This window comes from Pseudomonas sp. Z003-0.4C(8344-21) (genome assembly GCF_900104975.1).
Classification (GTDB): domain Bacteria; phylum Pseudomonadota; class Gammaproteobacteria; order Pseudomonadales; family Pseudomonadaceae; genus Aquipseudomonas; species Aquipseudomonas granadensis.
Genome location: NZ_LT629756.1, coordinates 2943599 through 2956799 on the forward strand (window position 1 = coordinate 2943599; position 13201 = coordinate 2956799).

13 protein-coding genes are annotated in these 13201 nt (G+C 61.3%); 2 read left to right on the forward strand and 11 right to left on the reverse strand.

Annotated features, from left to right (window positions below; genetic code table 11):
• Positions 1 to 47 precede the first annotated feature (47 nt).
• Positions 48 to 818: an AraC family transcriptional regulator gene (locus BLU24_RS13555; RefSeq protein WP_093101023.1), complete on the forward strand. Its 771-nt coding sequence runs from the start codon at positions 48 to 50 to the stop codon at positions 816 to 818.
• Positions 819 to 821: 3 nt separating this feature from the next.
• Here BLU24_RS13555 and BLU24_RS13560 read toward each other — a convergent pair whose 3' ends face one another.
• The 11 genes from BLU24_RS13560 to BLU24_RS13610 all read right to left on the reverse strand — a co-directional run bounded on the left by BLU24_RS13560 (position 822) and on the right by BLU24_RS13610 (position 12579).
• Positions 822 to 1418, reverse strand: a complete 597-nt coding sequence (locus BLU24_RS13560; protein WP_093106665.1) for a LysE family translocator — start codon at positions 1416 to 1418, stop codon at positions 822 to 824.
• A gap of 55 nt (positions 1419 to 1473) precedes the next feature.
• Positions 1474 to 2310, reverse strand: a complete 837-nt coding sequence (locus BLU24_RS13565) for an AraC family transcriptional regulator (RefSeq protein ID WP_090283981.1) — start codon at positions 2308 to 2310, stop codon at positions 1474 to 1476.
• Between the two features lie 201 nt (positions 2311 to 2511).
• On the reverse strand, positions 2512 to 3693 hold the full coding sequence (locus BLU24_RS27780) for a hypothetical protein (protein ID WP_093101026.1): 1182 nt from the start codon (positions 3691 to 3693) through the stop codon (positions 2512 to 2514).
• Positions 3694 to 3800: 107 nt separating this feature from the next.
• Complete coding sequence (locus BLU24_RS13575; RefSeq protein ID WP_093101029.1) at positions 3801 to 5087, reverse strand: aminotransferase class V-fold PLP-dependent enzyme; 1287 nt, start codon at positions 5085 to 5087, stop codon at positions 3801 to 3803.
• Between the two features lie 80 nt (positions 5088 to 5167).
• Positions 5168 to 6064, reverse strand: a complete 897-nt coding sequence (locus BLU24_RS13580; RefSeq protein WP_093101032.1) for an EamA family transporter — start codon at positions 6062 to 6064, stop codon at positions 5168 to 5170.
• A 31-nt stretch (positions 6065 to 6095) separates the two neighbouring features.
• Complete coding sequence (locus tag BLU24_RS13585) at positions 6096 to 7325, reverse strand: ATP-grasp domain-containing protein (protein ID WP_093101035.1); 1230 nt, start codon at positions 7323 to 7325, stop codon at positions 6096 to 6098.
• A gap of 30 nt (positions 7326 to 7355) precedes the next feature.
• Positions 7356 to 8687: an ATP-grasp domain-containing protein gene (locus BLU24_RS13590; protein ID WP_093101038.1), complete on the reverse strand. Its 1332-nt coding sequence runs from the start codon at positions 8685 to 8687 to the stop codon at positions 7356 to 7358.
• A gap of 69 nt (positions 8688 to 8756) precedes the next feature.
• Positions 8757 to 10097 carry an ATP-grasp domain-containing protein gene (locus tag BLU24_RS13595; protein ID WP_093101041.1) on the reverse strand — a complete coding sequence of 447 codons (1341 nt, stop codon included), beginning with the start codon at positions 10095 to 10097 and terminating at the stop codon, positions 8757 to 8759.
• A 15-nt stretch (positions 10098 to 10112) separates the two neighbouring features.
• Entirely contained in the window at positions 10113 to 10865 is a 753-nt protein-coding gene (locus BLU24_RS13600) for a hypothetical protein (protein WP_090283971.1), read from the reverse strand.
• 65 nt (positions 10866 to 10930) lie between these two features.
• Positions 10931 to 11227: a 2Fe-2S iron-sulfur cluster binding domain-containing protein gene (locus BLU24_RS13605; protein WP_090283969.1), complete on the reverse strand. Its 297-nt coding sequence runs from the start codon at positions 11225 to 11227 to the stop codon at positions 10931 to 10933.
• A gap of 95 nt (positions 11228 to 11322) precedes the next feature.
• Entirely contained in the window at positions 11323 to 12579 is a 1257-nt protein-coding gene (locus BLU24_RS13610; protein WP_093101044.1) for an MFS transporter, read from the reverse strand.
• 150 nt (positions 12580 to 12729) lie between these two features.
• Between BLU24_RS13610 and BLU24_RS13615 the strand changes: the two genes are divergently transcribed.
• A complete protein-coding gene (locus BLU24_RS13615) occupies positions 12730 to 13185 on the forward strand; it encodes a winged helix-turn-helix transcriptional regulator (RefSeq protein WP_090283965.1) in 456 nt (151 codons plus the stop codon).
• Positions 13186 to 13201 lie beyond the last annotated feature (16 nt).

Consider the following 13201-nt stretch of genomic DNA (forward strand, 5'->3'; position numbering starts at 1 on the left):
CCGCAGATCGGGCACCTGGCCGATCCACGAACCGAGGACACTCTTTGATGCACAGCGCGCTTTCGATCCTGGCGCAGGGCGGCAACGGCCAGCGCCCGCAGACCCTCGAAGAACTGGTGGCGAGCGCCGCGCTGCTGTTACCGATGCTCGACGTGATCCCCAACGCGGCGATTTTCATCAAGGATCTGCAGGCCCGATATGTCCTCGCCAATTGCACGCTGGTGCAGCGCTGCGGCTTGAGGGATTTGCGTCCGTTGCTCGGCAAGACCAGTGCGCAGGTGTTCCCGGCGCAACTGGGGCCGGGTTACACCGAGCAGGATCGCAAAGTGCTGGAGGAAGGGTTTGTGCTGCAGGATCAGCTCGAACTGCATCTGTATGGCAGCCGCGAGCCGGGCTGGTGCCTGACGCACAAACAGCCGCTGTACAACCGTGGCGGAGAAATCATCGGCCTGGTCGGGATTTCCGTGGACCTGCAATCAGCCAGCGAAACCCACCCGGCGTTCGAGCGGCTGGCGGCGGTCGACGAACACATTCGTGCCAACTTCAATCGCCGGGTGACGCTGGGCGAACTCACGCGCATCGCCGGCATCTCGGTGGCGCAACTGGAGCGCTACTGCAAACGCGTGTTCCATCTGACGCCGCGGCAGATGATCCAGAAAATACGCCTGGAACACGCGCACCGCTTGCTGCACAGCGACCTGCCGATCACTGACGTGGCGCTGCAATGTGGCTACACCGATCACAGCGCCTTCACCCGCCAGTTCAAGGCCTCGACCGGGTTCACCCCACGCGAGTATCGGCAGGCGACAGGCAATTAGAACTCACAGCAACACCGCCAGCCACGCCGAAATCAGCAGCAAAAGCGCCAGCGCGGCATTCATGCGCCGGTACGCCCGTGCGGAGCCGAACAACCGCGTGCTGCCCACCCCGAGCAGCGCCCAGAAGGTCATGCACGGCAGCGAGACCAACAGAAAGGCCAGTGACAACACCAGCAGGCGCAAGGTCTTGTCGCCTCCGCCGACGAACACACTGACCACCGCCACGGCCATCATCCATACCTTGGGATTGACCAGTTGCAGCAGCGCCGCGCCGAAGACGCTGATGCCTGAATCTTGTTGCTGAGCCGGGTCCAGCGACGGCGGCGGGCTGCGAAAAATCTGCAAGGCCAGCCAGCTCAGCCAGAGCACGCCGCCCCAGGCCATGGCGTGTTGCACCAGCGGATAGCGCAACAGCGTTTCGCCAGCGCCCAGGCCCACCACCAGCACAATCAGCGCCGCCGCAGTGCAGGCGCCGAAGATGATCGGCAGGGTGGCGAGCAGGCCCTGCCGGGAACTGTGGCTCAGCACCAGAATATTGGTCGGGCCGGGCGTGATCGAAGCTACGAAAGCGAACAGCAGAAAGGGCAGTAATGAGGCCATGATGCGCAGATCCTGAAAGTTGAAACAGGCCTGCATGATCGCCAGTCGGCGCGCCTCAGTCTGGAAGGTTTGAGCAGCGCTTGCGGTAGTCTGCCGGGGTCAACTGGTAGGCGCGTCGGAACCAGCGGCCCAGGTGACTCTGATCGGCAAACCCCAGCACACAGGCAACCTCGGCCGGCGTCTCGCCGCGCGCCAGCAACTGCCGCGCCTTGGCCAGGCGCAACTGGATCAGATAGGCATGCGGGGCCAAGCCAAAAGCAGCCTTGAACGCGCGGCTCAGGCGAAACCGGTCGACCCCGCAGATCTTCGCCAGATCATCCAGACCAATGTCTTCAAAGGCATGCGCGTGCAGATAATCCCGCGCGACCTGCGCTACCAGCGGCAAGCGTGGATCAATCGGCTGACGCTTGCGCCAGTCGAGGTGGCGAGTCAACGAGCCCAGCAGCCCGTCGATGGCAGTTTGGCGGACGATGCGCAAATCGCCGTCGTGCAGCGCATGAAAGGCCTGAACAATCGCGGTGGCGAGACGCGGGTCCTGGCTCAGCGTGTCGGCAAATCCCGGCTGACTGTTCGACGGTGCGTCTTCGTAAAGCGCATGCACTTCGCGCTCGAGCCAGTGCGGATCAAGGTACAGCATCGAATAGGTGAAACCGTCCTCGGTCGGCGCATGGCCGTCATGAATTTCCCCCGGTTCGAGCAGAAACACCTGGCCCGGCGTACTGCGGTGGCGCCTGCGCCGGCAATTGAATTGCTGCACGCCTTGCTCGGTGACGCCGACCAGAAAACTGTCGTGCCAGTGCGGGTCGTAGGCATGCCCTTCAAAATGAGCGCGAATCGATTCGATCCCGGTGTCGACATCCTGGGACAGTTCGATCCAGTTGCGTTTATCCACGAAGGCTCCAGGGTTCGGATTGGCGAAGTACGGCTGGATAAAATACCGCGCAATGGCTTGAGGCGTTTAGAACATTTGTGCAGGACGCGCCTGCAACTCGCCGAGCGTATTGGCAGGACATTTTGCCGCGACGAAAAAAAACCGGCGTAATCAGCCGGTTTTTTCTTCAAGCGATTTTCTGAACGCCGCTCTGCGTAATGCTCAGACGCTGACTGCCTCCACCGGCGCCTGTCCTCGCGCAAAGCGAGTGGCCGAAGTTTGCAGCAACAGGGCCACCGTCAATGACACCAACAGGAACGGCAACAGCCAGGCGTTTTCGATGATCGCCAGTTGCAGGCTGAGTATCAGCAGCAGCACCGGCGTGGCCAGCGCGTTGGCTTTGCTCACGTACAGGCCCACGGCGGCTTCGCTGTAGCGATAGGCGATCGCCACGCGGATGTGGACTCGTGCACCGCCGAATGCCATGCCGAGAATCAGCAGGCTCAGCGCCTTGAGCAGCAGCGTGTCAGGCATCAGCCACCACATCGAAGTGGAAATAACGGCCAGAGCGATCAACGCGCAGAGGTAGGCGAGCAGGTTCCGTCCGGTATTGGCAATGATCACCAGCACGCCGATCAGGGCCATGCCCAGGCCAAATACGGCGTCGAGCACGCCGAGTTCGAACAGCGACCAGCCATGATTCGACACGTACACCGGCAGCATGAAATTGAAGGCGCCGAGAATGGGCCAGATCAGCACCATTGGCACAAACAGGGTTAACGGCAAACGCGCCGGCGCCACGACCTTGCCGGCCTCCTGAACCGCCACCGGCAGGCTGCGACGGCTATGACAAACGCCCGCGACCAGCAGGAAGCCGGCGCCGAGCACCAGCGAAAAACCCATCCCGTTCAATATCGGCATCAGACCTGCGGCCAGCAACGGCCCGACCATCAGCGCGGCCTGGCTCGTCGCCGTGGTCGCGCCGCTGATCCGCCGCACCGTGGTTTGATCCATGCCTCGTTGCAACTGGGTAAACCACATGTCCAGACTGGCCTCCAGCGACATGATCATCAGCCAGACGAACAGGTTGGTGACCAGCAGGCCGACCGTGACATTGCGCGACAGGCCAGAGATCAACGCCAGTCCGGTCAGGCACAAGACGAACCAGGCACTCATCTGGCGACCGTCCATGCGGCGTGACAAGCGTTTGATCATCACCGGTGTGATGAAGGCCGGTATGAACGAGCAGAAAATCGCCAGCGCCAACGGCAGGTAATCGTCATCGTTCTGTTTGAGAATGGTCCAGGTCAGCGATACCAGCAGTGCACCGGAAAACAGTCGATAAACCGTCGAGCAGAACAGGAAAACCGCCAGTTCCTTCGAGGTACTTTGTTGTTCACTCATTAGATCGATCCTTGCCCTTGGGCACACACGATGCTTGGATGGATGGCCGAGGTCAGCCCCGGCGCCCGGGTGGCGGGCTGCCAGGGTGATGGCTGTTCGGGCCGGGGTCAGACCAGCGTGCGCATGACCTCGAGGGTCCTGTCGATGTCCCGCGCAGTGTTGATGATGCCGGCCGAGAATCGCACCGTTGAATGCCGGTAGGGGGTGGCGCTGGCGATGATGTTGTGCGCCTTCAATTTCGCCACGATTTCCTTGGGCGTCGAACCCTTGACGTCACAGCAGACGATGCCTGCGGAAAACTCAGCGGCGCGCGGCGTGTGCAAGTACACATTGGGCAGTGCGGCCAGACCTTCCTTGAGTTGCCCGTTGAGTTCGGCCACACGATCGGCGATGCGCTTGCGTCCGATTTTCTTGATGAATTCGAACGCCTCGATCACGCCCCATTGGTTTTCGAATGCCAGGAACCCGCCTGGGCTGACCCAGGCCGCCTGCGTTTCGCCTTGCGGATCGCGCAGCTCACGCCAGGCATTGCCGGGCTCGGCGGCCATGATGGTGGGGATGGTCGGGACGATCTGCGCCCATTGGCCTTCGCGCGCCCAGACCAGCCCCGTACCATGCGGGCCGAGGATCCACTTGTGGGTGCCGGCGCTGAAAAAATCACAGCCGAGGCTGGCCACCTGGGCTTCGGAGCAACCGAAACCGTGCACACCGTCGATCACATAGATGATCCGGTCCGCCTCGGCGCGATCCTGATTGAGCCGCGCCACCAGCGCCCCGATTTCCTTGACCGGCAAACGCACGCCGGTACCGGAATGCACCCAGGTCATGGCGAGGATTCGCGTGGTCGGTCTGATGGCGGTTTCGATGCGTGCGACGATGGCGTCGACGCTGACATCCTCGGGGCCCTCATACAGATCGATGCGGCGAATGCTGCCGCCCCATTTGACGACGGCGAGGCGCATGGCCTCGTCGTGCGTATACCACTCGTGGTGGGTGGTGAGGATTTCCTGTTCGGGCTCAAGCTTCAGACCGTTGTAGATCATTGCCAGACCCTGGGTGGTGCTGGTGGTCAGCGCGATGTCCTCGGCGCGACCACCGGTGTATTCGGCAGCTGCGGCGCAAACCTTGCGCCAGACCATGTCGTCGGGCCTGGCGAACATGTTGTCTTCCAGGTAGGTGTAGGGGTTCTCATCGAACGCCTGGCGGTGGCGGGCCATGGCTTCGCGCACGGGTTTGGGGTTGGAGGCCAGAAAAAAATTGGAAATGTGCACGAACTGCGGCGACAGCTTGAACTGCGCGCGAACCGACGCCCAGTCGGCCGGATCGAACGGCGTGGTGGTGTCATTGTGCGCCGGTGCCTGAGCCGCCTGTGCGCTTGCCAACCCTGCAATCATGCTGCCTCCAATCAGGGACGCCCCGACAGTGGCGCCCATAAAATCACGTCTTCCCAGACTCATACCGATTCCCTGTCGATTCATAGTGAACTGCGCGCAGGACGCGCGAACATAGCATTGAAAATACGCTGGCCATAGAGGCCGACAGCCAGCCCGAGAACAATGAACACCACCGCGAGGATCTTGCTCGCCGGCACGCTTTCGTTGAACACCACCACCGAGCCGAGCATGCCGAAGATCGGCACCAGCAATGACAGCGGCGCCACCGTGGAAACCGGGTAGGTCTTGAGCAGCGAGTTCCAGATCCAGTAGGCGAACAGTGTGTTCGGGTACACCTGAAAGAGGATCGACAGTACGGCGGTCGTGTCCACCTGTTGGACGAACGCGGTGTAGCCGGCGCTGCCGTTGACCGCGTAGTCGAGGGCGAACAGCGGGATCGGTGCAAAGGCACTCGACCACACCAGGAAGCCAAAGACATCCTTGGTGCTGGCCTTCTTGTTGATGACGTTGGCCACGCTCCACGAAGCGGCGCCCACCAGCACCAGCAACACCCCGGGGACACTCACCGAACCGTCACTGATCTTGATGATGCATAGCAGCCCCGCCAGCGCGATGAGCATGCCCAGAATCTGGAAACGGGTCAGCGCTTCCTTGAACACCCAGCCGCCGAGCAGAATGGTGAAAAAGGCGCTGAATTGCAGCACCAGCGAAGCGATGCCTGCGGACAGACCGGCCTTGATGCCAAGATTGACCACGCCCCACAGGCCGATGCCGAACACCAGGCCGTAGCCGATGATGTAGCGCCATGGCACATCGGGCTTGCGGATGAAAAAGATCGCCGGTAACGCACAGAGACTGAAGCGGATACCCGCCAGAATGAAAGGGTCGACGGTGGCGAGCCCCAGTTTGATGACTGAGAAATTCACACCCCAGATCGCCGTGATCAATACAGCCAACACTACGTGCAGTGGTTTCATGGATGAATGGCCTTGAAGGTCAAAGGCGACGTCACGCAACGGACGTCAGGTCATGGGCGAGGCTCACCCGGGAAAACAGCGTTTGCAGCAGCGCGCGGGTCTGTTGCGGCTCGGCGGTCTTGACGATGCCGGCCAACGGCGCTTCGAACGCCGAATACGTCACGTGCTCTGGCAGCAGCGAGCCTGGCTGCAGTTCGTTCCACTGCACGACGTGCGGGCTTGCACGCAGTTCCTCGGCGCCGTTGAGGCCCTGATAGATGCGTTGTGCATGGGTGTGGCCAGGGAACACGAACCAACCGAAACCGAGGTCCGGCGGCTGCGCGGCGAACGGCGCAATATCCAGTTCGCCGTCGACGTGGATGCGCAGTTCCAGCGACGGCAGATGAATGCCGGTTGCCAATTCATAGGTCGCGACCACATCTGCACCGCCGACCCGGTTGCCGACTTCGAGGAACACCGGTTCGTCGCCATCCATGATCGCTTCCAGGTGGAAGGCGCCGTTGTCGATCTGTACGGCCTGCAACGCTGCGCCCACCCAGGCGTGCATGGCCTCGGTGGTCGGCAGATGCCAGGAACCCAGCGCACTGCCGCGCTCCATATAGTCCAGGCAGGTGCCGACGTATTCGCTGGAGAGCAGGGTCAGGATGCGCCCATTGAGTACCAGTCCGTCGAAATGACGGATCGGGCCGCTGATGAATTCTTCGACCTGGAAGTCTTCGATGGGCAGCGCCAGTTCACTGATCTTGTGGCGGATTTCATCGAAGGCCTGCGCCGGTTGTGAGTGGATGCTGACGTCCATGCTCGATGCGCCACTGTGCGGTTTGAGCACGGTGGCGCTGGTCCATGGCACTCGCCCTTGCAGAGCCAGGTAGCGCTCCAGCGCCATGAAGCGCGGTACACGCAACCGGCGTGCCTGCACCGCGGCCTTCATTTCCAGTTTGTTACGAGCCAGCGTGACCGCCTTGAGCGAGGCACCCTGAATGTTCAGGGTTTCGCGCAAGCGCGCCGCATCGAGCAGTTCGTACTCGGACATCGAAATGACCCGGTCGAAGGTCTGCGGATGCTGCGCCAGCCACGCCAGGGTTTCGTCACAGGCGTTGCTCAGCCCCGACCGGACCACGCGCGTGCAGCGCAGCTCTGACGGCAGGGTGTCGATCGCCGATTGTTTGCCCAGGTACGTGACGTCATGCCGTTCGTGGTCGATGCCACGGTGGTAGTCGATGCGCGGGTAGGGGACTCGGTGGAGAATCAGGATTTTCATGCCAGTGGTCTCGACGCGTGAAAAAAAGGCTCAGGAGGCGACTTTCAAGGGTTGCTCGCAGGCCAGGCTGCGGTTCAGCACCACCTGCCATTGTTCGCGCAGCACCGCCACCAGATCGCGAATGTCTACGCGCGGGTCATGCAAGGCGACGCACGCGTGGGCAACGAAATCGCTGTTGTCTCTCGGGATCGCGTGGATCAACCGCGACTCCCCGGCGATCCATGCACATTCCAGTAGCGTGATGTCGGCGCTGGCCATGGCGAATGTTTGCGCGGCGCGGGTCAGTGTGTCCTCGACCAGGCTGTCGATCGCGCCGAGTCCACTGACATCCAGAGTCATGTCCTGCGGCACGCCGAACATCACGGTGGCCGCGCTGCAGGAAGCATCGGGCAGTTCGCGCGGGACGGTGGCGGCGAATACCGAATCGACCCACGCCGCGTACAGGTCCAGACCATGAACGGCTTTGGCCAGTGTCCAGATTTTCATCCCGCCCGGCCGTCGGTTGGGTTCGATGACGGCCGTGTGGTAATCCCTGTCGCTGAGCTTGATCTCGTTGTGAAACGGGCCGATTCGCTGGCCTACCAGGCGATTGACCTGCTCGCCGGTCAGCCGGATCGCCTGACGCTCCTGCGTGCTAAGGCGGGCGGGCAGAATCTGCGCAACCTCGACCGGATAGCGCCCGGTGGCGCTGACTTTTTCGGTGATGAACCACAGCTCGCCGAGCCCATCGTAGGAATACTCGCGGGTATAGGCGATAAAAGCTTCGGCCAGCACGCCGCCGTCCAGATACGGTGCGACCTCGGCAAACGCGTCTTCGCAGTCACCGCCCGGAGCAACCATGACCACACCGCGATTGTTGCCTTCACAGGCGGGTTTGATGACGAAACCGCGCTCCTGGCGCAAGGCAAAGTTGCGCACATCATTGACGCATTCGATCGGCTGAAAGTCGGGCAGCATCACCCCGAGACGGTCCAGCAGCGGTGCAATCGCTCGCTCGGCCTCGCGGTAGGCGAGCTTGTCGAAGGCCGCGAGCGCTCGTGCGGCGTCGTCCACCGGCAGGCCGAGCCGTTCGAGCAGCGCCGCGCCGCTGGCCACGGCGTTGTCGGAAAACACCAGCCCGGCGCTGATCCGGGCCGCGTCACCGGCCAGCCGATGCAAGGCCTGAGCGACGAAGTCGGGGGCCAGCGGGTCGGCGTCGATCACCCGGTCGCTGATCTGCAGGTCATGGTCTTGCGGGTTGGCCCGGATCAGCCAGGTTTCGGCTCCCCAGCGCTCGCGCGCATGGTTGCGCATATGCAGGACATCGCCGATCCGGCTCAGGTTGTAATCCACTATCAGCAATACAGGCGCACGCAGCGGCATGTTGGTCATCCTCGATACTTGTCAGTGTTCATGAACAGCAAGGCTGTGCCAGGCGCTGGCCTGGCGTAATCAAGGGGTGCCGGGTTCGTAGCGAATATCCAGCGCCGTTGCGGACAGGTGCGCCAAACGCTCAAGCTCCTCGGCCTGGCGGCTGCGATCGAAGGCCCACAGCAACTGGCCGAGAAACACCTCTCGGGCATGGGCTGGAATCACATCGCCGGCCTTGAGCAGGATGTGCCTGACGGTGGGGGCGAGGGGCAGCTCGTTCAGCGCCACCGAACTCAACGTTCCCGGTTGAGCGAAATACACCCGGAAGAACGTCGCCACCGACTGTGCACTGGTGCCATCCGCCTGCCACTGGAACGCGTTCAGCTGTTGCGCGAGGGCATCGCGTGGCGCGTGATCGTCCTGGCTGGCCAGCAACAGATCCAGCCACAGCGACAGCATGCTGTGGCCGTGGGTGACGGCTTCGACGCTGTGGGAAATCAGGCTGCCACCCACGCGTGGATTGATCTCGATCAGATCCCAGTGCTGCCCGGTAAAACGTGCCTCGATGTGATAGCAACCCCAACGCAGCGCCATGCACTTCAAGACTTTTTCCAGCCACTGCAGGCCCGCCGCGATCTGTGCCTGATCGAGGCTCGCCGGGGGGGTGGTGCAACTGTCTTCAAGGACGGTGTCAGCGGTTTCGGTCACTTCGTATTTTTCGTGGATGGCAACGACATGCGTCTGGCCGTCGATCAACAAGGTCTCGAAGCTGAATTCCTGGCCGGCAATGTAATCCTCGGCCATGAACTGCAGCCCGTCATTGAATGCCGAGGCGTATACCGTGTCCTCGACCGAGGCCAGGCGCAGCGTTTCGAGGGCCTTCCAGGTGGTGTCCTCACGCAGCGGAAATGCCGCGTAGGACGCAATTCCGTGAATCGGTTTGATGAAATAACGCGCGCTCTGCGCTTGCAGCGTTTGCAATACCGGTGCGGTCAGCGCGTGCGCACGGGCTTGCGACAAACCGGCATCGGCCAGTTGATTGCGCACATTGAGCTTGTTGCGCAATGCCAGGGCCTGCTGCGCGTCGATGTCATAGGTGCCGAGCGCTGCGTTCGCCGCCGCCATCAGGTGTCGATAGCCTTCCCACACACTGATGCAACAGGTGACCTGCTCGCCCGACTTGTGCAGCGTTTGCAGGGCATTGTTGACGTCCTCCAGTTTCAACTGGTGGGAGTCGGCGGTGTAGAGCCGGTCCGCCCAGACCTGGATCTGCTCCAGGCGAGCCGGCACATGCTCGGCGAGCGGCAATGAAGTCAGCACGAAACACCGGAGCTGGCGCCGTTGCAGCTGCTCCTTCAAGTCCTCCAGGAAAGAAAAGCCACAGTGGCTCAGGATCAGAACACCGGGTCGATTCGAATTCATTGCCTGCTCCATGGCTTAAGCAGCCTTGTCTTGCGGCTTGGCCAGGGTGTCGATGTACAGCTCGCTGAAATACATGGCGAGGATTTTCTGGTGCTCGGCCAGGTAACGCTTCAGGGCTGCGATGTCCTGCTCGCCTTTGATCAGGAAGCGCAGGGCTGCCCAGACTTCACCCGGATGGTCATCGTTGATGTCGGTGTGGGAGTGCGACACCTGGCCGACGATGTTCTTTTCGCCAACCGAAACCTTGAGCGCTTCGAGCTTGCGCGGCTCCAGCTTCACGTTGACGTACTCGACCAGGTAGGAATAGGCGATCACACCCAGTGGACCTTCGTGATCCAGCAGGTAGGAAAAGAAACCGGCCAGCAGTTTGGTCGACAGGTAGGGTTCGGTGGCGAGGAACTCTTCGCGGCTTACACCGACACGTTGCAGATCCTGGATGAACAGGTCGTCATGGAGCATTTCTTCCTGTTCGTAGTGAGCCCAGATCTGCGCGGCTTCCGGGCTGACCTTGGCAACCTCGACCAGTGCCTTGGCTTCCGCCACGCGCAGCAGACGGATGCGCCATGCGGTTTCAACCAGGTGGCGTTTGTAATAGGCACTGTTGACGTCTTTGCCTTCCAGGTGCGCGGCTTGAGGCACGGTTTCGTACCATTGCTCAACTTGCCCGTCGATGATCCGGTCGATTTCCCCACGCAGATTTACCGAAGCGGCAGCGTTGAGGAAAGGTGTGCGATCACCATAGCCAACATTCTTTACACGGTTAAGCATATTCAAGCCTCTATTTTGGGTTTGTTTTAACGCGTTTAATAATGACCAGACTTCAACTGCAACTATCAGCCAATCACTTCTATGGCCAATTCACCTCTTATCAGGCACTGACAGGCCAGCCGGTATTCTTCTCCGCTGTAACCCAGTACCTCGATAAACGCTTCTTCGTCACCGTCCCGAGGATTCAACGCCTCAAGGCCCGAATTGACTTTGATCAGGCATGCGCCGCAGGCCCCGACCCGGCAGCCCAGCGGGATCACGTTCTTGCCGCCGGCTTCCCACTCGATGTCGGTAAGCGCGGAGTTGGCCGGCAGCTGAAATTCAAGTTGATGCGAAGTAATGGTGAGTGTGTGCAACGCCATACTGACCTCGGTTGAATATTAAGTTCGTGTGGCAGGCACACAGTTTCACGCCAGCGTTTTAAAACGACAGTGAGAAGTTCTTGAAAGTTATGAGCTTAGTTGGAGGTCAGCCCCAGATATAACCAGTAGAGCAGGGCGACAGCACTGATGGCCGCACCCAGAATACAAACAGCGACCCAGCCAAAGTGTGCATAGGTGTAAGTGGCCGCAATCGCACCAAGGCCACTGCCTACCGAGTAGAAACACATATAGGCGCCGACCAGACGGCTTTGCGCGTCCGGGCGAGCCGCGAAAATCAGGCTTTGGTTGGTGACATGCACCGCTTGTACGGCGAAGTCCAGCAGCACCACACCCACGACCATGGCCAGCAATGAGCTTTCGACAAACGCCGTGGGCAGCCATGACAGGGTCAACAACGCCAGGGCGATGCCGGTGGTGCGATTGCCACGTCCCTGATCCGCCAGGCGGCCGGCCCGCGCTGCTGCCAGCGCACCGGCCACACCGGCGAGGCCGAACAGGCCGATCTGCGTGTGCGTCAGCGACAGCGGTGGCGCGCTCAGCGGCAGTACCATCGACGTCCACAGCACGCTGAAGGCGGCAAAGATCAGCAGGGCGAAGGTGCCTCTGACCCGCAGCGTGCGCTCGGTCAGGTACAGCTGGAACACCGATCGCAACAACTGCCAGTAACTGCCTTTGGCCGGCGGGGCTGCGGAGGCGGGCATGGTTCGCCACAACACGAGCGCCATCCCGATCATCAGCGCAGCCGAGACAAAGTAAACGCCACGCCAGCCGGCCAGATCGGCGACTGCCCCTGACACGAAGCGCGCCAACAGAATGCCCAGCACCACGCCGCTGGTGACCGTGCCGACGGCTGCGCCGCGCTGTTCCGGGCTGGCCAGCGAGGCAGCGTAGGCCACGACCACCTGCACCACCACCGCCATCAGGCCCACCAACACCATGGCACCGAGCAACATGCCCCAGTTACCGGCGAGTCCCACCGCACACAAGGCCAAGGCCGACATCAGCATTTGCGTGAGGATGAGTTTCTTGCGATTGAGCAGGTCCCCCAGCGGCACGATAAACAACAACCCTACGGCATAGCCCGCCTGAGTCGCGGTGACAACGATGCCGATCGTGCCCGGCGAAACGGCCAGGCTCGACGCCATGGACTCGAGCAATGGCTGGGCGAAGTAAACGTTGGCCACGGCCATGGCGCAGGTGATTGCGAAGAGCAGGGTTTGATAGCGGCTGAGGGTCGAGGGGCTGGCAGACCGCGGAGTCTGTGAGTGTCCTCCGGTCGCCTTTTCGGCTTCGGCGTCCATTTTTACCGGGGCATGAGGCGTGTACGGCATCCATCCAATCCTTGGAATATGTGGTTTCGAAACAAAACCGATGCGTTGATTTTTATCAAATCAAGTTGTTAAATACAACCACATTTTGCAAAACATTTTCGTCTGACGTTAGATCGTTTTTCTTCCTTCCCATCTGCCCACTGGAGCGTCATGGCCAGACAGAAATTACTGGCACAGAGCGAATGCCCGGTCGCCAGAACACTCGAGGCCATTGGCGATCGCTGGGTGCTGATGATCATCCGCGACGCCTTCGACGATGTCCGCCGCTTCAGCGAGTTCCAGAAACGCCTGGGGCTGGCGAAAAACATCCTCACGGTGAAATTGAAAATGCTCGTGGAACTGGGCGTTCTGGAGATCCAGCCGGCCTCCGATGGCAGCGCCTACAAGGAATATGTGCTGACCGAAATGGGCCGCGCGGTGTTTCCGATCGTGGTCAGCATGCGCCAGTGGGGGGAGCGCTTCCTGTACAGCGAAGGTGAGAGCCACTCGGTGCTGCTCGACAACGATTCAGACCAACCGGTGGAGACCATCGCTGTACGCTCGACGTCGGGCAAGGTGCTGACTCCGGCCGACTGCCATCGACGTGTGGTCACGCGTAAAGCCTGAGTGCCGGGTCGGGCTC